This is a genomic window from Halotolerantifilum yawarlongkerapense, from assembly GCF_054506745.1.
In genome coordinates this window covers 241933-267695 of the sequence record NZ_CP199719.1, presented here as the reverse complement: position 1 = coordinate 267695, position 25763 = coordinate 241933, and the positions used below count along the sequence as shown (strand labels likewise).

Here is a 25763-nt window from a genome sequence, read left to right as displayed (position 1 = left end):
ATGAACAATCCACTGATCACGAATTACTTCCGTCAGGACAAACTTCCCCACATCTGGTGCCCCGGATGCGGTCATGGCATCATCATGGCTGACATCGTTAAGGCCATCGATGAGCTGGGATACGATAAGGACGAGGTCTGTGTGGTCTCGGGCATCGGCTGTAGTTCCCGTGCACCCGGGTACATGGATTTCAATACTCTGCATACAACGCACGGTCGTGCCCTGGCCTTTGCCACGGGCGTCAAGCTGGCCAACCCCGACCTCAAGGTCATCGTGATCTCCGGAGATGGAGACGCTTCGGCCATCGGTGGTAACCACTTGATCCACGCCTGCCGAAGAAACATCGACATCACGACCATCGTTTTCAACAACAACATCTACGGGATGACCGGTGGACAGTACTCGCCCACCACGCCCACCGATGATTTCGGAACGACGGCGCCCTACGGGAACATCGATAAGCCCTTTGACATCGCCCACCTTGCCGCGTCCGCCGGTGCCACCTATGCTGCGCGCGGAACGGTCTATCACGCCAAGCCCCTTCAGGGTCTGATCAAGAAAGCCCTCTCTCACAAGGGATTCAGCCTGGTGGAAGCCGTCAGTATCTGCCCGACCTACTACGGACGCAAGAACAAGAAGGGATCGGCCGTGAACATGATGAACTGGCTGAAGGATTCTTACATCGACATCAAGGCCTACGACAAACTGCCGGAAGAAAAACGCGCCGGGAAGATGCTCATGGGCGAGTTCAAATGTGTGGAACAGGCGGAGTACACGGAAGAGTACCAGAAGATCATCGACCGCATGAAGGAGGAGAAATAAGATGACGAAGACATCCTTTCGACTCACCGGGTCCGGTGGTCAGGGTCTGATTCTCGCGGGGATCATCCTCGCGGAGGCAGCCATCGCAGAAGAAAAGATCGCCATTCAGTCGCAGTCTTACGGTCCGGAAGCCCGCGGTGGTGCCAGTAAAGCCGAGGTCATCATTTCCAATGAAACCATCGACTTTCCCAAGGTGACGACACCGGATTTCGTCCTGGCCCTCACCCAGAAGGCCTTCGACAAATATGGAGAGGGTCTCGCGGCAGATGGGATCCTGCTCGTGGACGACACCATTGACATCGGTTCTTACGACAAGAGCCGGGTTGTCAGCGTGCCCATCCTGCAGACGGCCAAAGAAGATGTGGGCAAGATCATCGTGGCCAATATCGTGGCCCTCGGGGCCATCTTGAAGCTCACGGACATCGTCAGTGAACAGGCACTTCTCAGTGCCATCCTAGCCCGGGTGCCCAAGGGAACGGAGAAGCTCAATCGTGCCGCCCTTGAGGCCGGTTACCGTTTAGTAGGGTAGGTGAGAGACGTGCCCATGGAGAATGACCTGCTCAAACGGATCGAAACAAACTACATGACCTTATCGAAGAGCCAGAAGAAGATCGCGGACTACATCCTGAAGAACTACGACAAGGTTGCCTTCATGACGGCATCGTCCTTGGGGGAGGCCACGGAGGTCAGTGAATCCACCGTGGTCCGCCTGGCTAATGCCCTGGGCTACGAGGGGTACCCGAAGCTACAAAAGGGTCTCCAGGAAGCGATCAAAACGCGACTGACCACAGTGCAGCGTTTCGAGCTTTCAAAGGATATCGGGGAGAACGTCAACTATCTACAGCGGATCATGCACCTCGACATCGAGAACATTCGCAAGACCATCGAGGGACTCGACACGGCAATGATGGACGAGATGGTGGAGGCTCTCCACGGGGCCCGCAAGGTTTACATCCTGGGCCTCAGAAGTTCCTCGGTCCTGGCCAACTACCTGGGCTTTTATCTGAACTTCATGCTCGATGACGTCCACGTGGCACAGCTGGGGACCTATGACGTGTTCGACCATCTGTTGAATTTGCAGGAAGGGGATGTGCTGGTGGCCATCAGTTTTCCCCGCTACTCGAACAAGACCTTCGAGGTCGTTGACTTTGCCAAGAGCCAGGGGGCGCGGGTGATCGGGATCACCGACAGCCGACACTCACCGCTTTTCGAGATGGTCGGTTGCTGTCTGACGGCCAAGTACAACATGAATACCTTCATCGATTCACTGGTGGCGCCCATGAGCCTGATCAACGCGCTGATCATAGCGTCCAGTATGAAAAAGCGTGAGAAGGTGGAGGCGAATTTCGAAAAACTCGAGGAAATCTGGCAAACCTATCATATCTACGATGACCGTTTGCCAAAAGGGAAGAAATAGGTTATAATATGATAGATTATGCTTACCACCTTGAAAAGGGTGGTATCTTCTTGTGAAGAAAAAGGAGGAACTCCCTTGAAACGACTCGCAATCGCCGTCGACGGACCGGCCGGCTCCGGCAAGAGCACCATCAGCAGACGACTGGCCGATCGTCTTGACATCGCCTATATCGATACCGGTGCCATGTACCGGGCCGTGGCCCTGGGGCTCCTCGAGCGCGGAATCGATCCGGAAGATGTCGAGGCGGTGGAAGGTGTGCTCGATGAGATGGCGATCGATTTTGTTGAGGGAACCATTTATCTCGATGGTCGCGATGTCTCCACCGCCATCCGCGAGCCCCGCGTTCACGACACCGTCAGCCAGGTGGCCGTACTACCGGCGGTACGCCAGCGTCTGGTGGCCCTACAGCAGCAGATGGCGAGCCAGAAGAGCGTGATCCTGGATGGTCGGGATATCGGGACGGTGGTCCTGCCCGATGCCGACGTGAAATTTTTCCTGACCGCCACGGTGGCCGAGCGCGCCAGGCGCAGGGTGGAGGAGCTCCTCTGCGCGGGACACGAGGCGAATCTCGACGAGATGATGGCGGCGATCCAGGAACGGGATGAACGCGATGCCAACCGCGAGGTGGGCCCCTTGAAAAAGGCAGAGGATGCCCACGTGATCGACACGACCCACCTCGATATCGATGGTGTGCTCGAGATCATGATAAGAGTGATCAGAGAGGTGGTGGCTTCGTGAAGGGTTTTTTAAAAGGCTTGATCCGGCTCTACTACCGGATCTTCTTCCACGTGACGCTCGAGGGGATCGACCGGGTGCCCGAGGGTGCCTGCGTATTGGCGCCCAATCACATCAGCCAGCACGATCCCGTGATCGTCGGGGCCTTCTTTCCTGAGTTCGTCCGTTTTATGGCGAAAAAGGAACTCTTCGAGGTACCGGTGATCAAGCAGCTGATCTCCTATGCCGGGGCCTTTCCCGTGGACCGAGACGCCAATGACATCCGCGCGGTGAAAACGGCGCTCAAGGTTCTCAAAGACGACAAGAAGCTCATGATGTTCCCCGAGGGGACGCGAAACTTCACCACAACACCCCTCGAGGGAAAAAGCGGTGTCATCGTCATCGCCTCCCGGGCGAAGGTTCCTGTGGTCCCCGTTACGGTGGACAGCACCTACAGGCTCTTCTCACCGGTGCGGATACACTTTCACGATCCTCTCCCCGAAACGGAAGGACGCCTGTCCGCCGAGGAGGCCGGGGCGATTGTGAAAGACATGCTAGATCGGATTTATGCCGATATGCAGTATTACAAGGGACGGTGAGCACATGCGCATTGAGATCGCAAAACACGCGGGCTTCTGCTTCGGTGTCAAGCGCGCCGTGGATACGGTATTTTCTCTCGACCCCTCTTCAGGGGAGAAGATCACGGCCTACGGTCCGCTGATCCACAACGAGAGTGTGATCGAGCGGATGGCCGAGATGGGGATCGAAACGGTGGACGACCCCGATGCCATCACCCAGGGTACGGTGATCATTCGCAGCCATGGCGTGAGTCCCGATGTGGAGGCGCGCTTCAAAACCCGTGGGCTCAAGGTCATCGATACCACCTGTCCCTACGTCAAGCGCATCCATAAGATTGTCGCCGAGCGTGCAGAGGCAGGGGATACCCTGGTGATCCTAGGCAACGCCAACCATCCAGAGGTGGTGGGCATCGCGGGATGGGCAGGCGAACGCGTGATCATCATCGAGGGCCCTGAAGCGCTCGAACACGGGGTATTCGATCCCGAAGTCCACTACAGCGTGGTCGTCCAGACCACTTTTAACCAGGCGGTTTACGCATCCATGATCGACCGGCTAGAGCAAAAGATGCCGCACCTGAAGCTTTACGACACCATTTGCAGTGCAACGGAGCAACGTCAGAAGTCAGTGGTGGCACTGGCCAAACGCGTGGATCTTCTCTACGTGGTAGGCGGTAAAAACAGCTCCAACACGAAAAAACTGTATGAACGTGCGAAAGAGCACTGCGCACACGTCTATCTTGTGCAAAACAAAGACGATTTATTGGTGACGGATTTTCAAAAATATGATAATATAGGGGTAGCGGCCGGTGCCTCGACACCGGATTGGATCATTCATGATATAATTTTTAAAATAGAAAATGAAGGCGAGGTTTTTATTTGATGGAAGGTAACAACACTACAATGGCAGAAATGCTCGAGCAAATGGAATCGGAGATGGTCGTACCCAGAAGGGGTAACGTGTATCCAGGCAAAGTGGTTCAGGTAAATGAGGACAACGTGGTTGTCAACGTTGGCTACAAGGCCGATGGCATCATTCCCCTGAGCGAAATGCCCACGGAAGACGATTTCGATTTCAAGTCTGAAATCCACGAGGGAGACGAGATCGATGTGTACATCGATCGTTTGGACGATGGCGAAGGTAACGTTCGTTTGTCGCTTCGAAAAGTATCCATGCTCAAGGATTGGGACGAGCTCGAAGATTTCCACGCCAAGGACGAGGAAATTGAAGTGCTGGTCACAAAAGTGGTCAAGGGTGGCGTCATCGCTTACTACAAAGAAGTACGCGGTTTCATCCCTGCATCCCACTTGGCGATCGGTTACGTCAAGGACCTGACGAAGTTCAAGGACGAGACGTTAAAAGTCAAAATCATCGAACTCAACAAGCGACGCAAAAAGGTAGTCTTCTCCCGCAAGCTCGTTGCCAAGGAAGCCCAGCGCGAAATGCGTGAGGAATTCTGGGACAGCGTAGAAGTGGGTCAGGTTATCGAGGGTGAAGTCAAGCGCATCACCAACTTCGGTGCATTCGTAGACGTCGGCGGTGTCGACGGACTGATCCACGTATCCGAGATGACTTGGGGACGTATGCAGTCTCCGAAGGAATTCTTCACACCGGGCGAAAAGGTACAGGTGAAAGTCCTGAGCTTCGACCAAGAGGAAGAGAAAATCTCCCTCAGTACGAAGCAAGTGAAGCCCGATCCGTGGACGACTTTCGAAGAAAACTTCACAGTTGGAGAAACGTACATGGGCCGTGTCGTCAACCTGACGGACTTCGGCGCATTCATCGAGCTCGAGCCGGGTATCGAGGGACTCGTGCACATTTCTCAGATCGCTCACGAGCGCATCGACAAGCCTTCCGACCGTTTACGCGTCGGCGAGCAGGTCGAAGTGAAGCTTCTTGAGACGGACCTCGAGAACCGTAAGATCCGACTCTCGATCAAAGAGACGTTGGAAGAAGAAGAAGTAGAAGAGACTACAGAAGAAGTATAAGCGAGATGATAAGCCGTTTTTCATTAGAAAAGCGGCTTTTTCTCTATCCATAATACAGGAGGATCGCAGTCATGGAAGGATACGAAGCTTTCAAGGCCAAGGTGCTCAAGAAAACGCATCTCGACCTTTCCCTCTATAAAGAAAAACAGATGAAACGTCGCATCATCAGTCTCATCCGCCGCAACCAGAAGGACTCCTTCGATGCCTATTTTCGGATGATCGATAGTGATGAAGAGGCGTTCAACGAGTTCATCAATTACCTCACCATCAACGTCTCGGAGTTCTATCGGAATCCGAACCAGTGGGAGGTGCTCGAAAAAGAGGTCTACCCGGCCCTGCTCGCCCACGGGCGCAAGCTCAAGATCTGGTCCGCAGCCTGCTCCACAGGAGAAGAACCCTACTCCCTGGTGATGAGTCTCAGCCGCCACCTGCCCCTGAGGGACATTGAGATCTACGCTGTGGATTTCGATGAAGAAGCGATGAACAAGGCGCGTTTGGGCGTGTACTCGGCCAAGTCCATCGCCAACGTACCGGACAGCTTGAAATCCAAGTTCTTCGAGGCCGTGGGACCATCCTTTAAAATCACCGATGAGATCAAGTCACGCGTGACCTTCAAGCGTATGAACCTCTTGAAGGATCCCTACCCCAGCGGCTTCGACCTGATCGTCTGTCGCAACGTGATGATCTACTTCACGGAAGAAGCGAAGGATGAGATGTACAAGAAGTTCAACGGCTCGCTCCGAGAGGGAGGGATCTTTTTCGTCGGGAGCACCGAACAGATCATCAGCCCCCAGAAGTATCAGTTCGAATCCATGCGCACCTTTTTTTACAAGAAGAACACCTCGCTCTGATGCGCCGGTGGATCAGAAACACAAGAAGCGCGCCATCTCTCGTCTGAGATGGCGCGCTTCTTGCTGGAGATCGATTTACGATTCATTTGCCCCGGTGTAGAGGGCGAGAGCCTCTCGTAAGAGGTCCATGGCCCGCTCGAGCGCTTGGTCCTCGAGGACACAGGCGATACGAATTTCCTCTTTTCCCAGTCCCTCGGAGGCGTAGAAATCTACGGCCGGTGCGACCATGACGGTTTCCCCGTCGCGTCCGAAGTCCGTGAGCAACCAAGTGACGAAGGCTTCTGCATCCTCTACCGGGAGCTTGGCCATGGTGTAGAAGGCCCCACGCGATTTCTTGCACAGCACCCCGGGCATTTCGTTCAGCATGCGGAAAACGAGATCGCATCTGCGGCTGTAGGTCGCCTTCACTTCGGAAAAGTAGCGACGGTCCATTCGATAGAGTGCTGCAGCGCCCACTTGTTCGAGGGTCGGGACGCTAAGGCGCGACTGCGCGAGTTTCATGAGTTCGGCCATCAGTTGCTCGTTTCGACTGGCGATGGAACCGATCCGTGCGCCACAGGCGCTGAAACGCTTGGAGATGCTGTCCACGAGGATCACACGATCGGCCACGTTCTCAAGCTGGCCGAAGCTCACGGACGTGAGGTCATCATAGATAAACTCACGGTAGACCTCATCAGCAATGATAAAAAGATCGTGCTGGAGGGCGATGGTGGCCACGGTTCGCACCTCTTCTTCTGAGTAAACAGCACCGGTGGGGTTGCCTGGGTTCGAGAGCAAGATGGCCCGGGTCCTTTCTGTGATGAGTGACTCGATTTCTTCCCGTGGCGGGAGACAGAAGCCCGTCTCAGCGTAGGTGGTGATCGGGCAGATTGTAATCTGCTGTAGTTGGCAGTAGCCATTGTAATTCGTGTAATAGGGCTCGGGAACCAGTACCTCATCCCCGGGATCGGCCACGGCGGCCAGGGCAAAGAAGAGGGCCTCGGAAGCACCGTTGGTGATCATGACCTCCTGTTCGCCGAAGGTGATCCCATGGGTCTCGTAGTAGGCGACCAAAGCCCGGATGAGGGCAGGATGCCCCTGGCTCGGTGCGTAGCCCAGGACCTTTTCGTCGAAGTTACCGATGGCTTCGAAGAAGACATCCGGGGTCTCGATCTCCGGCTGTCCGATATGAAGGGAATAGACCTTTTTCCCTGCTTTCACGGCCTCCCCGACTAGTGGCGCGAACTTACGGATGGGCGAGGCCTGTAGGGTGAGAATACGCTTTGATAGTTTCATGGTGAACCTCCTAATCTATCATTATGTTACCCTTATCCCATAAAGAATAACGGACAAATGGTAAATCCTGTGCTCAGGAGAGCAGTCCCCAGCGTTCCACGAGATAAGCTGTCAGCAACAAGAAGGTGAGGGCGATACCCAGGCGCAGGAGGGTGGCCATCCATCCCATGAACTGCACTTCAAAGAAGAGGAGGGAGACCCTGCAGACACCGGCCCCACCGACCACCAAGGTCACATTCATGGGCCGGGCGCCGCGCTTTCTCAGGAGCCTTGAAGCCGGCAGCACCATGGGAGCACCCCCGACCATGGTGCTGCCGATGAAGAGGGCTGCCAGGATCCCGTGGCCTCCGGTCTGGGTTCCGAGATGATGGGCCACGCGTTCGGAAGGCAAGAGGATCTCCAGACTCGAGAGGAGAAAGAAGATCCCCACGATTCCGATCAGGTAGAAGGCGGCCCGGTCGAGGTCGGGCATAACGAGCTCTCCCCGATAGGCAAGGAAGAGCAGCACCAAGACTAGGGCGAGATGTCTCAAGTGTTTCATGAGATAGCACCGAAGACCAGTACGGTGGTAAAGGCCGCGAGCAGGGCCATCGCGTTGCGAAAGAGGGCGAAGCGGATACCCAGGTAATGAGATTCCAGTGGAAAAGTCAAGAGGTTGACCATCATCAGGGATGTGGAGAAGCCGGCGGCAAGGGCAAGGGGCAGGCCGTAGGCCGTGAGGTTCTTCACCAGGGGGAAGGCGACGTAAGCCGGCAAGATGGTCACAGAGCCCGCCAGGATTGCACCGACGGTCGAGGTCGCCCCGGTGAGTAAGCTACGCAGGCTCACGACATCGAGATGGGGGGTGACCACACTGTACAAAATCCAGAAGGCGAGGAGGAAGGCCAGTGCATCATAAAGTTGTTCGCCCGTACGGCGTAGGATCTTCAGCAGGGTATACAAGGGGGGGTATCCTTTCTCAACCGGGGTTTTCGTTAAGGAGAAAAACCGCTATACTAGAGGGTGAAGGCAACTCATTGATGGTAGGGGGGGAGACCATGGGCAAGATGGGAAGAATTGATCGCATGCTGATTGTTGTGCTGGCCACGACCTTTATCGGGCAGTTTTATCTCAATCCCTTTTCCTCCGCGTTTCGGTTCAGTTTCTCCGTCATCGCCCTGAATCTCTTCCTGCTCGATCTTGAGGATCTTCCCATCAAGCGTACCACACTTTTCGTCGGTCTATCCATGACTTTTTTCCGTGGGATCATCCACACGATGACCATCGCCTACGATCCTTTTCCCTCGGTGATCTTGCGCTATCTGCCCGTATGCCTCTATTACGTCGTCTACGGTCTTGTCTTCGATCTCCTCCGGCTCAGACAGAAGAAGGGACAACCCTTCTACCTGCTCATGGGTCTCTGGGTGGCCGATGTCATCCCGAACATCCTGGAGGTACTGGCTAGGGGCGAGTGGCAGGGGACACCCTTCGAGACCATCGTGTCCTCGATTCTGATCACCGGAATCATGCGGGCGGCTATCACCGTGGTCGGACGCCTCGTGGTGCGCAGTGCCCTGGCCAGGATGCGGGACAAAGAACGCCTCCGCCACATGAAGGACCGGCTTCTCGAAGAAGCCCGTCTGCAGGCGGAACTCTACTACTTGAGAAAGTCGGTGCATGGCATCGAGAACGCCATGGCGCTGAGCTATGATCTTTACGAAGTGCTCGAAGAACCCCATAACCGGGAGAAGGCACTGACCATCGCAAAGGACATCCACGAGATCAAAAAGGACTATATCCGCGTGGTGGCTGGGTTTGAGAACACGCTTTTGAAGACCGGGACGGAGCATATGCAGCTAGAGGAACTGGCCCACCTGCTCACCGAGAATAGCGCCAAGGTGGCCAGGAGCATGGGAAAAGAAGTGGACTTTACCCTCGATATCCGCGCTCACCTGGCCACCCAGGAACATTACGCCCTGATCACCATCCTCAACAACCTGGTTCACAACGCAACGGAAGCCTTCGATAGGACCGGCACTATTCTCCTGTCGATCTTAGAGGAGCGGGAGCACCTGGTGCTCGTCGTTTCCGACAACGGTCCGGGAATCGATTCGGAGGACCAGGCGTTGATCTTCACACCTGGTTTTTCCACGAAATACAATCCCGTATCGGGAAAAATGTCCACGGGCATCGGCCTTGTGCACGTGAAAAATCTCGTGGAAGAGCACCTGGGCGGAACCATCCGCTTCACCAGCGAAGCCGGTAGTGGCACGTGCTTCACCGTGACACTGCCTATCAACCGACTGATCTACGAGTAGGGAGGCCAGTGTATGTTTAGCTACATGACGATTGACGACGATCTGGGAATCGGGAGGATGCTGCGGACGATCATCGACAAGCACGACATCGGAATCGTCTTGGGTACCTTTCATGAGCCCATCGCCTTTCTCGAGGCTGTCGAACAGAAGCAACCTAACGTGGCGATCGTCGACCTGCTACTTCCGACGATCGATGGGATCGCGCTCACGCGTGAGGTCAAGCTACGGAGTCAAAACACCCTGGTGGTGATGATCAGCGAGGTCAACAAGGACACCATGATCGCCAGGGCCTACGATGCTGGGATCGAGTTCTTTATCCAGAAGCCCATCAACGTGGTAGAGGTCATCAGCGTACTCGGCCGTGTGAACGAGAAGCTGGAGATGCAGGGCATCATCCGTTCCTTCCGCTCCGCCTTCCACACGCTCAAAGATTTTGAGGAGGAGCGGGATACGGAGGACAGGCAACTCGTGAACCGGCTCGATCGCGTGCTCTTTGACCTGGGTCTCTCAGGCGAAACGGGAACCCAGGAGATCCGCGAGATCATCCTCTATCTCGTGGGGTGGGAGGACGGTGAACGTAAGCAGGTGATCCATTACAAGCTCAACGATCTCTACGAGTACCTGCGGGAAAAAGCCCTTCGTGAGGAGGGTAGCCAGGAGCACACGCGTACCATCGAACAGCGTATCCGTCGCGTCGTCGTCAAGGCCCTCTCCAACATCGCCCAACTGGGCCTCGAGGATTATACAAACGATCATTTCACACGCTATGCCTCGAGCCTCTTTGACTTTCTCGAGGTACGCAAACACATGGATTATCTCAAGGGAAACCGTGGTCAAACCGGCAAAGTGAATATCAAAAAGTTCATAGAAGGGCTGGTCGTCATCGTCAAACATCCTTCTACATAAAATCTTTGTAACATTTGCTAGAGAATCTGTAGGATTTCGTCGCTTCATTACTATAATGTAACAAACGCTCCAGGAGGTTCAACATGAAACTGATCGGACTGCTAGGCGGGATGGGCCCGCTGGCCACAGTATCGCTTTTCGAGAGAATCGTACAGATGACCGACGCGACCCGTGACCAGGAACACGTGCCCCTTTTGATTTACAATCTCCCGCAGATTCCCGACCGCACCGCCCATATCCTCGGCAGGGGACCCTCGCCGATGGATCTGATGACCCGCGGGATCACGACCCTCGCATCGGGTGGTGTATCCGCAATCGGCATCGCCTGCAACACGGCACACCACTACCTGCCCGAACTGCAGCGGACGACCGATGTACCGATCTACGACATGATCGGACTGACAGCCGCCCGGATCGCCGAAAGCCACCGACAAAAAATCCTGCTCCTTGCCACCGACGGCACCATCGACACGGGACTCTACCACCGCAAGCTCGGTGAGAAGGGTATCGCCGTGGTCACGCCAGCTAAAGAACAACAGCGCCGACTGATGGGGCTGATTTATTCGGTGAAAGCGGGAAAACCTTTTCGGGAACAGGCAGATCAACTCATGGAGGATTTTCTTCAAGCGGGACTACCCATGGTGATCGGTTGCACGGAACTCTCCACGATCTACAGGGAGACGACCGCCATCGATCCCATGACCTGTCTCGCAAGAGCGCTCATCGAACACGCCGGTGCTTCACTCATCTCACAAGGGGGTAACACATGAAAAGAAAACAGTTGACCACCAGAATTCTCATCGCGCTGGTACTCGGTGCCATTGTCGGGGGACTTCTCTATCCCATGAGCAACACGCCATTCATCCGTGATTATATTATCGGATTTTTATTCAAGTTAGTGGGAAGTACCTTTATCAATGCCATCAAGATGATGGTAGTACCACTGGTCTTCGTTTCGTTGACCGTCGGTGCCGCTGCAATAGGCGACATCAAGAAGCTCGGCCGGATCGGCTCGAAAACCATCGGTTTCTATCTCGTGACCACGGCTATCGCCATCGTGATCGCCATGGCCCTCGCGACGATCGTCCAGCCTGGAACGGGTCTTGAGCTGAACAGAGAAGGCATCGAGTTTGCTGCTGCCGAAGCCCCACCTTTCGTCGACGTGCTCGTGAACATGGTGCCGACCAATCCGATCGCAGCCATGGCCAACGGGGATATGCTCCAGATCATCGTCTTCGCGCTTCTCACGGGAACAGCGCTGACGGTACTCGGTGACAAGGCTCAAAAGGTCATCGATCTTTTCCACGAACTCAACGAAGTCATCCTCAAGATGGTCAGCCTGATCCTGCGCCTTGCACCCTACGGTGTCTTCGCGCTGGTGGCCAATACCTTCTCCACGCTGGGGTGGGCGGCCTTCGGACCGCTGGCTGCCTACATGCTGACGGTTATCGGGGCCCTCCTGATCCACGCGCTCATCACCTATCAGGGACTTTTCTTCCTGTTCACGCGTCTCAGCCCCATCCAGTTCTTTAAGAACTTCTACCCGGCTATGGTTGTGGCCTTCACGACGGCCAGTTCATCGGCCACGCTGCCGGTGACAATCGAGACGACAGAGAGACGCCTCGGGGTATCTTCTAATGTGGCCTCCTTCACACTGCCACTCGGCGCTACCATCAACATGGATGGTACAGCGATCATGCAGGGTGTGGCCACCATCTTCATCGCCCAGCTCTACGGTGTACCGTTGGGTCTCTCGGCTCTGGTGAGCGTTGTGCTCACGGCCACGCTGGCCTCCATCGGAACGGCGGGCGTACCGGGCGTTGGCCTGATCATGCTGTCCATGGTACTCCAGCAGGTGGGTCTGCCCGTTGAAGCCATCGCGCTCGTCATGGGTATCGACCGTATCCTCGATATGAGCCGTACGGCAATCAATATCACAGGCGACGCCGTTTGTACGGCGATCATTGCTAAATCAGAAGGGGAACTCAACGAGGAGATCTTCAACTCCCTCGAGGACCTATAGGAAAAACTGAACGAGCAAGCTTATGGAAAAACCCGGACGATCAGTCCGGGTTTTTTCGTGTTCAAATCCCTCGATAAAATGATCCATATTCTCATTTTCAGAAGAGTCAATCAGCTTCCCTGAAAATCATTGACGATTCTGTAACAAAAATGCTATAGTCGGGTTATCGGTCATGACTATAATATGACCAAAACCAAAAGGGGGATCGTCATGTCAAAACCTAAGGAAAAGAAGTCATTATTCTATCGAGCGCTCGATGGTATCGAAAGGGCGGGGAACAAGTTACCGCATCCCTTCACGCTATTCGTCATGCTCACAGCCTTTGTCATTTTACTATCTGTTCTTATGGGGGTATTGAACGTACAGGTGAGTCATCCGACGAGCGGTGATCCGGTTGTAGCCAGAAGTCTCTTTTCTAAAGAGGGCCTGCAGTATATGTTTATCAACCTGACGTCTAACTTTGCCGGTTTTAAACCCTTGGGTCTCGTCCTCACCATGATGCTGGGGATTGGATTGGCCGAGCAAACGGGACTCATGAATGCATTCATGAAAAAGTTCATCATGGGTGCTCCAGAGAAACTTTTGGTCGCGGCAATCTTCATCGTTGGTATTTGTGGTAATATTGCTTCGGACGCAGCCGTCATCATCATTCCACCGCTTGCGGGTGCGATCTTCTACGGAGCAAAGAAGAATCCTCTGCTGGGGATCGCCGTCGGTTACTCGGCTGCCTGCGCGGGTTTTACGGCCAATCTTTTGATTGTTGGGACCGATGCCTTGCTGGCGGGTATCACTGAAGAGGTAGCACGTATTATTGATCCCGCCGTCGAAGTGTCTCCAGCGGTCAACTACTATTTCATGATTGTATCGACCTTCCTATTGACCATCGCCGGTGTTTGGGTAACGTCGATCATGGAAAAACGCATGGGTCCTTATGAGCCCAAAGGACCCCTTGGCGAGATTGAAGAGACCATGGAAGTGACCGAAGTGGAGTCGAAAGGTCTCAAGAAAGTGGGACTGGCAACACTTCTCTACTGGGGTATCGTTGTGCTTGCTCTCTTGCCAGCGGGATCACCTTTCAGAAACCCCGAGGGGGGTATCGTTCCTTCACCCTTTCTCAGTGGTATCGTAACCTTCATCTTCCTCTGGTTCTTGATCATCGGTATTACCTTTGGACGGACTGTGGGGATCATCAAATCGGAAAGTGATGTACCACGTCTGATGGGTGTAGCCATGAAGGATATGTCGGGATACATCGTGCTGGTCTTCATCATCGCCCAGTTTATCAATTACTTCAACTGGACGAATATTGGTCTGATCCTAGCCGTTTCCCTGGGTAATCTACTGAATATGTTGAACTTCACGGGCCTACCGATGATTATTCTCGTGATTTTGTTCACCATGGTCGTCAACCTTTTCATCGGAAGTGGTTCGGCCAAGTGGGCACTGTTGGCGCCGGTCTTTGTGCCGATGTTCATGATGCTCGACTACTCGCCGGCCTTCGCTCAGATAGCCTACAGGATCGGAGATTCTACAACGAATTTGATCACACCGCTGTTCCCGTACTTTCCCATACTCCTGGGCTTCTTTAAAAGGTATGATGATGATACGGGGATTGGAACGGCCATGAGCCTCACGATTCCATTTGCCATGGTTTTCGGGGTCGTATGGATCCTACAACTGATTGTCTGGTATTTACTCAACCTACCGCTTGGTCCAGGCGCCGGGATTTTCGGGTAGAGAGAAAGCATTCTTGCTTTCTCTTTTTCCCTGTACTTGTGAAACGAGGAGGAGATTATGGATATCGAAAGAATAGAGGAGAGGGCAAAGGATATCGGCGATTGGATCATCGATCACCGACGTACCCTGCACAAGCATCCAGAACCCAGTCGCAGTGAGCACAAAACCTCTGCCTATGTGAAGCGCACCCTGGAGTCCATGGGTATAGAAGTGGAAGAGGGGTACTATGTGACGGGCCTTTGTGGCTTGATCCGCGGTAATCATCCGGGACCAACGATTGGTCTTCGCTTCGATATGGATGCTTTGGAAATGCAAGAGGAAAATGACCACGAGTACGTCTCCCAGAACAAGGGGGTCATGCATGCTTGCGGACACGATGGACATACCGCAATGGGTCTCGGAGCCGCTCGCTTGCTCCATGAAATGCGTGAAGAAATCCACGGGACGATCAAATTGATTTTTCAACCGGCCGAGGAGGATGCGCCCCACGGTGGTGGCGCGCAACATATGATCGCCGATGGTGTTTTGAAGAATCCTGATGTGGACTGCATGCTCGGTATGCACCTGTGGCCTTCGCTTCCCTTTGGTACGATCGGAACGAAAGCGGGTCCTCTGATGGCCTCGTCCGATCCCTTTATCATGACGATCAGAGGCAAGGGTGCCCATGCCTCGATGCCGCATACAGGGATTGATCCGATCCTAGCCGGCGCGCATCTGGTGACATCCTTACAGAGTATTGTTTCGCGGAATATCGATCCCTTTGAGCAGGCCGTTGTTACGGTCGGCGTTTTCCACGGTGGAACACGCTATAACGTGATTCCTGAAACCGTCAGGATAGAAGGAACGGTACGCACCTTTTCCGAAGAAGTACGTCAAAAAGTCTACGAGAAGGTCAAACGCCTCACCGAGCACACGACCGAAGCCTTTGAAACCACAGTCGAGCTCGATTACAAAATGACCTACCCTCCGCTTGTCAATGACGACGCACTAGTCGAGCGTGTGTTCCCCATACTTGATGACTTGTTGGGAAATGAGCGCGTGATTCGTGTCGATCGAGGTGCACCCGGGGGGGAAGACTTTGCTTTTTTCGCAAAAGAGATACCGTCTGTCTTCCTCTTTTTGGGGTATGATAAAGAGGATGGAAACACCGTGCAGGTGCACAATCCGAAGTTTGATTTCGACGATCGGGTCTTAAGTACAGGAGTGGCTGCTTTTACTACTTTGGCACTCAGGCTGGGGAGTGATTTAAAGTGATCGATGAGAGACAATTGGTGGAGTGGAGGAGAGCCTTCCATGCGATCCCTGAGGTGGGGTTCACAGAGTATCAGACGACGGCAAAGATTGTTGAAACTCTCAACACCCTGGGTTATCGAGTTCTACTGGGTCGCGAGATCCTTAGTGAAGACGAACGCATGGGCCTTCCCAGTCCAGAGGTAGACCAAGCGGCTTTCGAACGTGCAAGAGAAGCGGGGGTGGACCCCGCGCTTCTCGCGGCGATGAAGGATGGTTTCACCGGAGCAGTGGGCATCCTCGAAAACGGCGAGGGGCCGACGATCGGCTGCCGCTTTGATATCGACTGTGTGGAGGTGCAGGAGGAGCTGTCCAGTGGACATCTTCCCTATGAGGAGCATTTTCACTCGGAACATCCAGGCTTGATGCACGCCTGTGGTCATGACGGACATATTGCCATTGGGCTGGGTTTGGCGAAGTGGCTGGTAGAGCATACCAATCGCTGGTCCGGACGCGTGAAACTAATCTTTCAGCCGGCAGAAGAAGGGGTAAAAGGAGCCGTGAGCATGGTGGACGCCGGAGTGGTTGATGACTGCGCCTACTTCTTAGCCGGTCATGTGGGTATCTACAGTGGCGAAGATACCCTTTTTGCTAACGTAGGAGACTTCTTGTCCACTTCAAAATTCGATGTGTTGTACAGAGGGAAATCCGTGCATGCCGGGATGAGTCCGAATCGCGGTCGCAATGCACTCTTGGCTGCTGCTACGGCCGCCCTACAGCTGCACGCGATCCCCAGACATGGTGAGGGTGCCACGCGGATCAACGTTGGAAAACTCCAGGCAGGAAGCGGTCGTAATGTAATCGCCGACGAAGGGAAGTTGGTCTTAGAGACGCGAGGTAGTACAGCGGAGCTAAATGAATACATGGTGCAAGAGATGTATCGTGTGGTCGAAGGTGTCGCTAGTATCTACGATGTCACCTGCCATGTAGAAAGGATGGGGGCAGCGACACGTGCCAACTCTTCGGAAGAACTGGCGAAGATCGCAGCGTCGCTCGGCGATAAAGCTGGGTTCAGCCGTGTCATCGATCGGGCTGACACGCTCGGTGGAAGCGAAGACGCCAGCTTCATGATGAAGCGGGTTGAGGACCGGGGAGGAAAAGCCCTATACATGGTGTTCGCCACGGCTCTAGAGGCCGATCATCACAACCGTTCCTTTGATTTTGATGAGCGTGTGTTGAAAAAAGCGGTAAGGGTTTTTGCTGGTATCATTGAAAGGATCACACCTTAAGCTGTGCTAGACACCTCGCCCCTTATGGTATAATGAGTATCAGGGGAGGGAGAATATGGCCATAAGAATAGGTGTCATCGGTCCAAAGGACTCGCTCGATCGTATCGCTCATGCCAAGGAATCCATGGAAGAGGAATTTGACCTCGTCCTGGGTGTTTACGATGTGAAGGAAGAAACGGTCGAACTGACGAAAAAAATACAAAATGAAGTGGAAGTTTTGCTGTACTCGGGCATCATCCCCTATCGGATAGCGAGTCGCGCTGGTGTGATTACCAAACCAGCGCTCTTCATACCCCGCATAGGTCTTAGCCTAGCCCGTATCCTGTGGGATCTAAAAAACCGTGGATTACCCTATCGACGGCTGAGCGTAGATTCAGTGGATCTTCAAGATGTCCTGGAAATTGCGGAAGAACTCGGTTTTCAGTTTGAACGCATTGAAATCATAGATTACGATGCGCAGGACAGCTATGAGGATTTGGCGAATAAGCACATCGCATATATCAACAGCAGGCAAACGCAAGTGGCCATTACTGGTCTCTCGCGTACGCACCAAATGCTCCGTGACAATGACATCTGCAGTTACAAGGTCTTGCCTACGCTCTATGTGATCCGCGAGAATCTACTGAAGGCCCTCTACATTGGAGACGTACAGCGGCAACGGGCTGCTCAGCTTTCCGTGATCATCTTGAAACTCAAGAACGAAGGGGCCGCCGACTATCAGTTTTTGAAACTACGCAATCGATTTGAAAACGGGCTGATCACCCTGGCCAACCAAGTCTTCGGCACCTTTCATCCCCTTGGTCATGATGAGTTTTTACTCTTCGCTACCCGCGGTGTGATCGAGGCGGAGCATTTTGAATCCACACTCCTGCGAACGCTCTCGAAGATCACGCAGTCCTTCTCGGCAGGGCTCGGATATGGCAATACGGTGCACAGGGCTGAGATGAACGCACGGCTTGCCCTCAACAGGGCGATTGGCCATCAAGGGGTCTGCTTGTATCGTATGGAGAGTGATGGCAGATTGCACGGGCCGATCAGGGATAGCCAGTTGACCCTGAGCTACCAGCTACAGGAGACCAACCCGATGATCAAGCGCGTAGCTGCAGACCTCGGTCTAAGCACCGCCTACGTTGGGAAGATTCAAGCGTTGATTGACGCGACGAATAACCGTCGCTTCTCTGCCGAGGAGTTCGCTACTGTTCTCGAGATTAGCCCTAGAAGCGCACGCCGGATCCTCAAGAATTTTGAAGACAAGGGGTACGCTGAGATCGTGGCCCATGAAAGTCCCAACAAAACAGGGCGACCGAGAAAAATCTATGAAATCGATCTTTCGCGTGAGCACGTGGAGTGACAAGTTGACTTTTCCCCTGGAGCACCGAGCTTCAGGGGTTTTTCATAGTTTAGACCCAGGGGGGAAACCGAGGGGTTTCTTTTCAAATGGCGCCGGATGTGATAAAATTTTTAGATGCGAAGTCAACAGAAATGGAGTCGATATACGTGAGTAAAATCATCAGGGAAAACGACGATATCCTTTTGAAAAATCAGGTCGTCATGCAGGAAATGTTTAAGCTCAACTCAGAAAAGAATGAAAAGCCCAAGGTCTACCTTGCCACCTACGGATGCCAGATGAACGAGCACGATTCGGAGAAACTCCTCGCCATGGCCCACCGGATGGGTTATGAGGAAACGGATCAGATGGATGACGCTAGGCTCATCCTTTTCAACACCTGCGCCGTCAGGGAGAATGCCGAGCTCAAGGTCTACGGTAACCTCGGCCGCGCCAAAACGGTAAAGGAAAAAAGTCCCGATACCGTGATCGGGGTCTGCGGCTGTATGATGCAGCAACCCCACGTGGTTGAGGAGATCAAGGCGCGCTACCGATACGTGGATCTGGTCTTCGGCACCCATAATGTCCACGTCTTTCCGTCGCTGCTACACGAGGCACTCGACGGTAGCGAAAGCGTGATCGATGTCTGGGATGTGGACGGTCAAGTGATCGAGGACCTGCCCGTGGACCGCAAATTCGACACGCGGGCCTACGTAAACATCATGTACGGTTGCAATAATTTCTGTACCTATTGTATCGTGCCCTACACCCGGGGGCGCGAGCGAAGCCGTACACCCGAGGACATCTTGGCGGAGGTGCGGACGCTGGTCGAGGGTGGGGTGAAAGAAGTCACGCTCCTCGGACAGAATGTCAATTCCTATGGAAAGACCCTAGAAGTACCGCTGTCCTTCGCGGGTCTCCTCGAGCAGGTCAACGCCGTGGAGGGCCTAGACCGCATCCGCTTCATGACCAGTCACCCCAAGGACATCTCCCGGGAGTTGATTGAAACCATGGCGCGTCTGCCCAAGCTTTGCCACCACCTGCACCTGCCGATTCAAGCTGGATCAGACGCGCTACTAGCGGCCATGAACCGCCGCTACACCGTAGAGGCCTACCGGGACAAGGTGGCCTATGCGCGGGAGCTGATGCCCGACTTGACCCTCACGACGGATCTGATTGTTGGATTCCCCGGGGAGACCAATGAGGACTTCGAGAATACCCTCGAGACCCTCTCTCAGATCCGTTACGATGCCGCTTTTACCTTCCTCTACTCGCCGCGGGAAGGGACGCCGGCGGCCACCCACGAAGGGCAGATTCCAGAGGCCCTCAAGAAGGAGCGCTTCGACCGCCTGCTCGACCGGGTCAACGAGATCGTACGCGAGAAAAATGCCGCCCGCGTAGGACAAGTGCACGGGGTGCTGGTGGAAAATCTCAGCCGCAAGGAAGGCTATGTCCTCGGTCGCACGGGCAATCACATCACCGTCCAGCTACCGGGTGATGAATCGCTCATCGGAAGACTCATCACCGTTCGGATCACTGGTTCACGGGGATTCTCGCTAAGCGGCGTGCCCATAGAAACACAAGACGTCAATTGATAAAAAGGAGGGAAGGGCCTATGGATCGATCGAAACTCACACCGATGATGCAGCAGTATTTTGAGATCAAGGACCAATACCCCGACCACATCCTCTTTTACCGACTAGGGGACTTTTACGAAATGTTCTTTGATGATGCCATCGAGGCGAGCCGCGCCTTGGACCTTACCCTGACGGCGCGCAACTGCGGTCTCGAGGAAAAGGCCCCGCTCTGCGGCGTGCCCTACCATGCGTCGGACCAGTACCTGGCCAAACTCATCGACCGGGGCTTCAAGGTGGCCATCTGCGAACAGGTGGAGGATCCCAAGCTGGCCAAGGGACTCGTGAAACGCGAGGTGGTCCAGGTCCTTACACCGGGTACCGTGGTGGACCCGTCTTTTCTAGAGGAGGGGACGAACAACTACATCCTATCGGTCGTCTCTGAGACCGGCGTGCACGCTCTGGCCTACGGGGACCTGACGACTGGTCTCTTTCAGACCACGGAGGTGTCCACCCGTCAGAAACTGATCGACGAGATTCTGAAGGTCGACCCCACAGAAATCATCCACCCCAAATCCCTGGATCCCGCGGTGCTCGAGACCTTGGGCCGCATCCGGCCCTTTTACACAACGGCCTACCACGATGCCCATTTCGGAAAGGAGGCGGCAGCCGAAAGCGTCCTCCGTCAGTTCGAAGCCTACGCCCTCAGTGGCCTGGGCCTCGCCGATTTTTCCGGCGCCGTTCGCGCTTCGGGCGCCCTGGTGGCCTATCTCGAGGAGACCTCGAAAACGGCCCTCGGCCAGTTCGCCAAGATCAACTACTACCAGCATGCGGACTTCATGATCCTGGATGGCTTCACGCGCTCGAACCTGGAGCTCGTGGAGACGATGCGCAAGAAGGATCGCCGCGGTTCGCTGCTCTGGGTGCTCGATAAAACGAAGACCGCCATGGGCGCACGCCTGCTCAGGCGGTGGTTACTCGAACCCAGCGTGGACGCCACCACCATCGAAGCACGGCAGGAGGTGGTCGGCCATCTGGTGGAAGACCTGATGCTCCGCAGTGAACTCAGGAGCCACATTCGCCAGGTCTACGATCTCGAGCGTCTGGCGACCAAAATCGTCTACGGACGCATCATGCCCCGAGACCTCATCGCGCTGAAAACTTCCCTCGTCGTTCTACCGGAAGTGGACCATCTGATCGCCGAACACAGTGTGTTCGACGGCATACGCGAGCATTTTGATCCCATGGTGGACTTGTACGAAGGCCTGGAGGAAGCCATCGTCGATGAACCACCTGCTGTCCTTACCGAGGGCGGGATCTTTCGCGATGCCTACCACGAACAACTGGCGGAACTCAGGGATATCCAGCAAAATGGGAAGGACTGGATCCTCGATATCGAAATGCGGGAGAAGGAGCGCCTGGGCGTTAAATCCCTGAAGATCGGATTCAACAAGGTCTTCGGGTATTACCTCGATATCACCAAGGCCAATACCCACCTGGTACCGGAGGACTATATCCGCAAGCAAACACTGGCCAACAGCGAGCGCTACATCACGCCCGAACTGAAGGAGCTGGAGGCCAAGATCCTGGGTGCCGAGGAAAAAATGGTGGCCCTGGAGACAGAGCTCTATGCCGAGCTGCGCATTTCCTTGGGCAAGGAAGTGCGGCGGCTGCAAGGTGTGGCGGCCACTTTGGCCCGTCTCGACTGCCTGTTGAGTCTCGCAGAGGTGGCTTACGAAAATCGCTACGTTCGTCCGACGATCTCCACTTCCCGTACACTCACCATCGAAGGTGGCCGTCACCCCGTGGTGGAAACCCTCTTTTCCGATCCCTTCATCCCCAACGACACACAGCTCGACCGCGGGGACAACCAGTTTTACATCATCACTGGACCCAATATGGCGGGCAAATCCACCTATCTCAGGCAGGTGGCTCTGATCACGCTCATGGCCCAGATGGGATCCTTCGTGCCGGCGGATACCGCTGAGATTGGTCTCGTCGACCGGATCTTTACCCGCGTGGGCGCATCGGATGATCTTGGCCAGGGGCAGAGTACCTTCATGGTGGAGATGAGCGAGCTGGCCAACATTCTGAACAACGCGACGGACCGATCGCTGATTATCCTCGATGAGATCGGTCGTGGGACCAGTACCTTCGATGGGCTGAGCCTTGCCTGGAGCGCCGTTGAATTTCTCACGCGCCACAAGGATTTCAGTCCTAAGACCATCTTCGCGACCCACTACCACGAGCTCACCGAGCTCGAAGGACGCCTGGAGGGTGTGAAGAACTTCCGCATCGCCGTGGAGGAGATCGCGGATGATATCGTCTTCCTGCGTAAGATCGAGCGCGGTGGAGCCCAGAAGAGCTACGGAATCCAGGTGGCCAAACTCGCGGGGCTTCCGGACGAGGTCATCAACCGCGCGCGGGAAATCCTTCGCGATCTCGAGGATGCTGACCTGAACCGCCGGCCCGAGGCCCCACCCGCCAAGGATGAACAGCTGACCTTTATCGAGGAACCTGTCGATCGGGCGCTTCTTGAGGATCTGGCGGGTATCCACATCGAAGAACTGACGCCTCTAGAGGCGCTCAACACCCTCAACGAGCTCGTCAAGCGGGCCAAGGGAGGCCGGTGATCGACATGTCGAAACGTATCATCGCATTACCCGAGTCCGTGGCCAGTAAGATCGCCGCGGGGGAGGTGGTAGAACGCCCGTCCACCGTCGTCAAGGAGCTTGTGGAGAACGCCATTGACGCTGGGGCCAAGGCCATCACGGTGGCCATCGAGAAGGGGGGGAAGGCCCTCATCCGCGTGACGGACGACGGCGAGGGCATCGAGGCGGATGATCTCGATCTCGTCTTCATGCGCCACGCCACGAGTAAGATCGCTACGGCCGATGATCTCTACCAAATTGAGACCCTGGGCTTTCGCGGTGAGGCCCTGGCCAGCATCAGCGTTGTCAGTCGGCTCGAGCTCATCACCCGGACGGAAGAAGCGCCCCACGGTACCAGCGTCAAGCGCGCGGGCCCCCGAGAAATCGAGCGGATCCCTGCATCGAGCACACGTGGTTCTTCGGTGATCGTTCGGGATCTCTTCTTCAACACCCCGGCCCGTCTGAAGTTCCTCAAGACCGACAAGTCAGAGGAGCGTAAGATCACTGAACTTATGTCAAAACTGGCGCTCAGCCACCCCGACGTCCGCTTTAAGTACACGGCAGATGACAGCGATCAGTTCACTACGCCCGGTGACGGTAAGGTTTTCAACGCCATCTTTGCTCTCTATGGCAAGGACGTGGCCAAGGATCTGCTCTACGTGGAGACGGCGGAAGGGGCGGTCACGCTCAAGGGCTATATTTCTAAGCTCTCCCTCTCCAGGGGGAACAAGCAGCTGCAGACCTTCTTTGTCAACGGTCGCTTTGTTGAGAACAGCCAGATCGACGAGGCGTTGCAGTCAGCCTACCGGGGTAAGCTCATGGCCTACCGGCATCCGCTCGCCTTTCTCTTCTTTGAAGTGCCACCGGTCTCCATCGATGTGAACATCCACCCCGCTAAAACGGAGATCAAGTTCGATGAGCAGTTACCGATTAAAAACCTTGTCTACACCACGGTGCTCCGAGGGCTAAAGACCCATGATCTGACACCAGAAGTGCGTTTCGAGGACGCTCGCAAGGGACGGCCTGCGCAAGAATCGGAAAACCCAGGGCACACTAGACCAGAGAAACCAAGGGAAGAGATAATTGCAGGTCCCACTCAACCGAAAGAAAGAGATGCCGGTCAAAAGTTCGGCAAGGCCGGATCCTTCCACCGTGAGAAGGAGGATACCAACCGACCTGTGGACCTAGCGGACCTCCTTGTCCCCGATGCCCTTTTCAAAAAAGAGGTGCAGGTTCCTGTTTCTCCAGAAGTAGAGGATGCCACCCTGCTCAGGGAATCGGAAACGGTCTACGACGATCTGCGGATCATCGGACAACTGCTCGACACCTTTATCCTGGCCGAGGCCAGGGGGCGGCTCTATCTGATCGATCAGCACGCCGCCCACGAGAAAATCAACTATGAATCCTTCATGGCTGCCTACCGCAAGAAAAACGTCGCCTCGCAGATGCTGATGACGCCCATGACCTTCTCGCTTCCCCCCGTGGACTACGATCGGGTGCTCGAGCGAAAGGAACTCCTCGGGCGGTTGGGTCTCGAGGTGGCATCCTTCGGGCATCGGGAGATTGCTGTGCGCGCCGTGCCCGTTCTTTTCAATCATCCTGTGGACCGTGCCTTCGTCGAGCGGCTGCTCGAAGGCATCGCAGAAGAAGCGGCGACCTACGCCCACGCCGAAGAGCGGATCGTCGAGGAATCTTGTAAGCGGGCCATCCGGGCGAAGGATGCACTGAGCGCCTACGAGATCGACGACCTGATCGAGGGCCTGAAGAAGCTGAAGGATCCCTACACTTGCCCGCACGGCAGACCGATTATGGTTTACATCGAACGATCGGAAATCGAGAAGAAGTTCAAACGAACATGAAAAAGGAGGTGGCCGATGTGAAAACACGAAAGGTACTGATCTTATCCGGACCCACGGCGGTGGGCAAGACGGCCCTCTCTGTGGACCTCGCCCGAGCGCTCGACACCGAGATCATTTCGGCCGACGCCCTGCAGATTTACAAAGGGCTCGACATCGGCACCGCCAAGGCGACCGAAGAGGAGATGCGGGGGATTCCCCATCACCTGATCGATCACGTCACACCGGATAGCCGGTACACCGTGGCCGATTACCGAAAAGAGGCCCTCGACCTGATCGACCGTCTGAACGACGAGGGGAAGATCCCTATCGTCACGGGTGGCACAGGCCTCTACCTGAATGCGATCTTGTACGACATGCACTTCGGTCAGGTGGATGATGATCCGAAGTTCAGGATGGAGATGAGCGCCTTTCTCGAGAGGGAGGGGCGCGAAGCGCTCCATGAGAAGCTCCGCGTCGTTGACCCGGAGGCCGCAGGGAGGATCCATCCGAACAATGCCAAGCGCGTATTACGCGCCCTGGAGATTTGGCACATGGGCGGTCAAAAGAAGGATTTTCAGAAGGATCCGGTACCGACGCCCGGCCTTAGCCCCCTCCTCGTTGGGCTCACGCGCGATCGACAGGTCCTTTACGAGCGGATCAACCAGCGTGTGCTCCTGATGATCGAGGCGGGCTTGATCGAGGAAGTCAAAAGATTAAAAAGTTCAGGACTAGATGATACATCCCCCGCCCTAAAGGGTATAGGGTATAAGGAAGTCATCACTTATCTCGAGGGAGGATACGATCTCGACACAATGATCGCGACGCTACAGAAGAATTCGCGACGTTACGCCAAGCGCCAGCTGACCTGGCTCAGGCGGTACCCAGACATCCACTGGCTCGATCTAGATCAGATCGATGATACACAAGCAGCCGTGGAAAGGATCTTAGCCCTCGTCTCAAGCACTTTTGCATAAGGGGGAGTCTACAGTGAAAAACAGCATCAACCTGCAGGACGTCTTTTTAAACCAGGTCCGCAGGGATCACACGCTGATCACCATCTTCTTGGTGAGCGGCTACCAGATCAAAGGTTATGTGAAGGGTTTCGACAACTATACCATTGTTATGGATTCCGATGGCAAGCAGCAGATGATCTACAAGCATGCCATCAGCACCATCATCCCGACCAAACCCGTCAATTTTAACCCCGCACAGTCCGACAAAACATAAGATGCGTGAAGGGCCCATCTT

At 54.9% G+C, this 25763-nt stretch carries 24 protein-coding genes; 21 read left to right on the top strand and 3 right to left on the bottom strand.

Features of this window, described 5'->3' with window-relative positions:
- The 8 genes from ACULM0_RS01320 to ACULM0_RS01285 all read left to right on the top strand — a co-directional run bounded on the left by ACULM0_RS01320 (position 1) and on the right by ACULM0_RS01285 (position 6368).
- Complete coding sequence (locus tag ACULM0_RS01320) at positions 1 to 822, top strand: 2-oxoacid:ferredoxin oxidoreductase subunit beta (protein ID WP_463678656.1); 822 nt, start codon at positions 1 to 3, stop codon at positions 820 to 822.
- A 1-nt stretch (position 823) separates the two neighbouring features.
- Entirely contained in the window at positions 824 to 1351 is a 528-nt protein-coding gene (locus tag ACULM0_RS01315) for a 2-oxoacid:acceptor oxidoreductase family protein (RefSeq protein WP_463678655.1), read from the top strand.
- Positions 1352 to 1366: 15 nt separating this feature from the next.
- Positions 1367 to 2239, top strand: a complete 873-nt coding sequence (locus tag ACULM0_RS01310; RefSeq protein ID WP_463679838.1) for a MurR/RpiR family transcriptional regulator — start codon at positions 1367 to 1369, stop codon at positions 2237 to 2239.
- Between the two features lie 75 nt (positions 2240 to 2314).
- Complete coding sequence (gene cmk, locus ACULM0_RS01305; RefSeq protein WP_463678654.1) at positions 2315 to 2977, top strand: (d)CMP kinase; 663 nt, start codon at positions 2315 to 2317, stop codon at positions 2975 to 2977.
- A complete protein-coding gene (locus tag ACULM0_RS01300; RefSeq protein WP_463678653.1) occupies positions 2974 to 3552 on the top strand; it encodes a lysophospholipid acyltransferase family protein in 579 nt (192 codons plus the stop codon). Before cmk ends, ACULM0_RS01300 begins: the two co-directional genes overlap by 4 nt.
- A 4-nt stretch (positions 3553 to 3556) precedes the next feature.
- Complete coding sequence (gene ispH, locus ACULM0_RS01295; RefSeq protein ID WP_463678652.1) at positions 3557 to 4411, top strand: 4-hydroxy-3-methylbut-2-enyl diphosphate reductase; 855 nt, start codon at positions 3557 to 3559, stop codon at positions 4409 to 4411.
- Positions 4411 to 5517 (top strand): 30S ribosomal protein S1, encoded by a 1107-nt coding sequence (rpsA, locus tag ACULM0_RS01290; protein WP_463678651.1) that lies wholly within the window; start codon positions 4411 to 4413, stop codon positions 5515 to 5517. The genes ispH and rpsA overlap by 1 nt, the downstream gene beginning before the upstream one ends.
- A 71-nt stretch (positions 5518 to 5588) precedes the next feature.
- The gene (locus tag ACULM0_RS01285) at positions 5589 to 6368 is read left to right on the top strand and encodes a CheR family methyltransferase (protein WP_463678650.1); all 780 of its coding nucleotides are present in this window, start codon (positions 5589 to 5591) and stop codon (positions 6366 to 6368) included.
- A gap of 75 nt (positions 6369 to 6443) precedes the next feature.
- On the opposite strand, the gene ACULM0_RS01280 is transcribed toward ACULM0_RS01285, so the two are convergent.
- From ACULM0_RS01280 to ACULM0_RS01270, 3 genes are all read right to left on the bottom strand, one after another.
- A complete protein-coding gene (locus ACULM0_RS01280) occupies positions 6444 to 7643 on the bottom strand; it encodes a pyridoxal phosphate-dependent aminotransferase (protein ID WP_463678649.1) in 1200 nt (399 codons plus the stop codon).
- A gap of 73 nt (positions 7644 to 7716) precedes the next feature.
- On the bottom strand, positions 7717 to 8184 hold the full coding sequence (locus ACULM0_RS01275; protein ID WP_463678648.1) for a hypothetical protein: 468 nt from the start codon (positions 8182 to 8184) through the stop codon (positions 7717 to 7719).
- On the bottom strand, positions 8181 to 8585 hold the full coding sequence (locus tag ACULM0_RS01270; RefSeq protein WP_463678647.1) for a hypothetical protein: 405 nt from the start codon (positions 8583 to 8585) through the stop codon (positions 8181 to 8183). Before ACULM0_RS01270 ends, ACULM0_RS01275 begins: the two co-directional genes overlap by 4 nt.
- Positions 8586 to 8680: 95 nt before the next feature.
- Here ACULM0_RS01270 and ACULM0_RS01265 point away from each other — a divergent pair, with 95 nt between their 5' ends.
- From ACULM0_RS01265 to hfq, 13 genes are all read left to right on the top strand, one after another.
- Positions 8681 to 9940 (top strand): sensor histidine kinase, encoded by a 1260-nt coding sequence (locus ACULM0_RS01265; protein WP_463678646.1) that lies wholly within the window; start codon positions 8681 to 8683, stop codon positions 9938 to 9940.
- 12 nt (positions 9941 to 9952) lie between these two features.
- Complete coding sequence (locus tag ACULM0_RS01260) at positions 9953 to 10846, top strand: response regulator (RefSeq protein ID WP_463678645.1); 894 nt, start codon at positions 9953 to 9955, stop codon at positions 10844 to 10846.
- 83 nt (positions 10847 to 10929) lie between these two features.
- Positions 10930 to 11616 carry a cysteate racemase gene (gene cuyB, locus ACULM0_RS01255; protein WP_463678644.1) on the top strand — a complete coding sequence of 229 codons (687 nt, stop codon included), beginning with the start codon at positions 10930 to 10932 and terminating at the stop codon, positions 11614 to 11616.
- Positions 11613 to 12869: a dicarboxylate/amino acid:cation symporter gene (locus tag ACULM0_RS01250; protein WP_463678643.1), complete on the top strand. Its 1257-nt coding sequence runs from the start codon at positions 11613 to 11615 to the stop codon at positions 12867 to 12869. The genes cuyB and ACULM0_RS01250 overlap by 4 nt, the downstream gene beginning before the upstream one ends.
- Before the next feature lie 210 nt (positions 12870 to 13079).
- Positions 13080 to 14606, top strand: coding sequence for an AbgT family transporter (locus ACULM0_RS01245; RefSeq protein WP_463678642.1), 1527 nt, complete (start codon positions 13080 to 13082; stop codon positions 14604 to 14606).
- Between the two features lie 57 nt (positions 14607 to 14663).
- Positions 14664 to 15860 (top strand): M20 metallopeptidase family protein, encoded by a 1197-nt coding sequence (locus ACULM0_RS01240; RefSeq protein WP_463678641.1) that lies wholly within the window; start codon positions 14664 to 14666, stop codon positions 15858 to 15860.
- The gene (locus ACULM0_RS01235; protein ID WP_463678640.1) at positions 15857 to 17125 is read left to right on the top strand and encodes an amidohydrolase; all 1269 of its coding nucleotides are present in this window, start codon (positions 15857 to 15859) and stop codon (positions 17123 to 17125) included. Before ACULM0_RS01240 ends, ACULM0_RS01235 begins: the two co-directional genes overlap by 4 nt.
- Positions 17126 to 17180: 55 nt before the next feature.
- Positions 17181 to 18476 carry a hypothetical protein gene (locus ACULM0_RS01230; protein WP_463678639.1) on the top strand — a complete coding sequence of 432 codons (1296 nt, stop codon included), beginning with the start codon at positions 17181 to 17183 and terminating at the stop codon, positions 18474 to 18476.
- Between the two features lie 209 nt (positions 18477 to 18685).
- Positions 18686 to 20047: a tRNA (N6-isopentenyl adenosine(37)-C2)-methylthiotransferase MiaB gene (gene miaB, locus ACULM0_RS01225; RefSeq protein ID WP_463679837.1), complete on the top strand. Its 1362-nt coding sequence runs from the start codon at positions 18686 to 18688 to the stop codon at positions 20045 to 20047.
- A 20-nt stretch (positions 20048 to 20067) separates the two neighbouring features.
- A complete protein-coding gene (gene mutS, locus ACULM0_RS01220; protein WP_463678638.1) occupies positions 20068 to 22659 on the top strand; it encodes a DNA mismatch repair protein MutS in 2592 nt (863 codons plus the stop codon).
- Between the two features lie 5 nt (positions 22660 to 22664).
- The gene (gene mutL, locus ACULM0_RS01215; protein WP_463678637.1) at positions 22665 to 24536 is read left to right on the top strand and encodes a DNA mismatch repair endonuclease MutL; all 1872 of its coding nucleotides are present in this window, start codon (positions 22665 to 22667) and stop codon (positions 24534 to 24536) included.
- Positions 24537 to 24553: 17 nt separating this feature from the next.
- Positions 24554 to 25489: a tRNA (adenosine(37)-N6)-dimethylallyltransferase MiaA gene (miaA, locus tag ACULM0_RS01210; protein ID WP_463678636.1), complete on the top strand. Its 936-nt coding sequence runs from the start codon at positions 24554 to 24556 to the stop codon at positions 25487 to 25489.
- A 13-nt stretch (positions 25490 to 25502) separates the two neighbouring features.
- Positions 25503 to 25742: an RNA chaperone Hfq gene (gene hfq, locus ACULM0_RS01205; RefSeq protein WP_463678635.1), complete on the top strand. Its 240-nt coding sequence runs from the start codon at positions 25503 to 25505 to the stop codon at positions 25740 to 25742.
- The last annotated feature ends 21 nt before the right edge of the window (positions 25743 to 25763 follow it).

What these genes read in the sequence shown, in the direction of transcription:
- ACULM0_RS01320 (WP_463678656.1), top strand. Translation starts at nt 1, where the DNA reads ATGAACAATCCACTGATCACGAATTACTTCCGTCAGGACAAACTTCCC.
- ACULM0_RS01315 (WP_463678655.1), top strand. Translation starts at nt 824, where the DNA reads ATGACGAAGACATCCTTTCGACTCACCGGGTCCGGTGGTCAGGGTCTG.
- ACULM0_RS01310 (WP_463679838.1), top strand. Translation starts at nt 1,367, where the DNA reads ATGGAGAATGACCTGCTCAAACGGATCGAAACAAACTACATGACCTTA.
- ispH (WP_463678652.1), top strand. Translation starts at nt 3,557, where the DNA reads ATGCGCATTGAGATCGCAAAACACGCGGGCTTCTGCTTCGGTGTCAAG.
- rpsA (WP_463678651.1), top strand. Translation starts at nt 4,411, where the DNA reads ATGGAAGGTAACAACACTACAATGGCAGAAATGCTCGAGCAAATGGAA.
- ACULM0_RS01285 (WP_463678650.1), top strand. Translation starts at nt 5,589, where the DNA reads ATGGAAGGATACGAAGCTTTCAAGGCCAAGGTGCTCAAGAAAACGCAT.
- ACULM0_RS01280 (WP_463678649.1), bottom strand. Translation starts at nt 7,643, where the DNA reads ATGAAACTATCAAAGCGTATTCTCACCCTACAGGCCTCGCCCATCCGT.
- ACULM0_RS01275 (WP_463678648.1), bottom strand. Translation starts at nt 8,184, where the DNA reads ATGAAACACTTGAGACATCTCGCCCTAGTCTTGGTGCTGCTCTTCCTT.
- ACULM0_RS01265 (WP_463678646.1), top strand. Translation starts at nt 8,681, where the DNA reads ATGGGCAAGATGGGAAGAATTGATCGCATGCTGATTGTTGTGCTGGCC.
- ACULM0_RS01260 (WP_463678645.1), top strand. Translation starts at nt 9,953, where the DNA reads ATGTTTAGCTACATGACGATTGACGACGATCTGGGAATCGGGAGGATG.
- cuyB (WP_463678644.1), top strand. Translation starts at nt 10,930, where the DNA reads ATGAAACTGATCGGACTGCTAGGCGGGATGGGCCCGCTGGCCACAGTA.
- ACULM0_RS01250 (WP_463678643.1), top strand. Translation starts at nt 11,613, where the DNA reads ATGAAAAGAAAACAGTTGACCACCAGAATTCTCATCGCGCTGGTACTC.
- ACULM0_RS01245 (WP_463678642.1), top strand. Translation starts at nt 13,080, where the DNA reads ATGTCAAAACCTAAGGAAAAGAAGTCATTATTCTATCGAGCGCTCGAT.
- ACULM0_RS01240 (WP_463678641.1), top strand. Translation starts at nt 14,664, where the DNA reads ATGGATATCGAAAGAATAGAGGAGAGGGCAAAGGATATCGGCGATTGG.
- ACULM0_RS01230 (WP_463678639.1), top strand. Translation starts at nt 17,181, where the DNA reads ATGGCCATAAGAATAGGTGTCATCGGTCCAAAGGACTCGCTCGATCGT.
- miaB (WP_463679837.1), top strand. Translation starts at nt 18,686, where the DNA reads ATGTTTAAGCTCAACTCAGAAAAGAATGAAAAGCCCAAGGTCTACCTT.
- mutS (WP_463678638.1), top strand. Translation starts at nt 20,068, where the DNA reads ATGGATCGATCGAAACTCACACCGATGATGCAGCAGTATTTTGAGATC.
- mutL (WP_463678637.1), top strand. Translation starts at nt 22,665, where the DNA reads ATGTCGAAACGTATCATCGCATTACCCGAGTCCGTGGCCAGTAAGATC.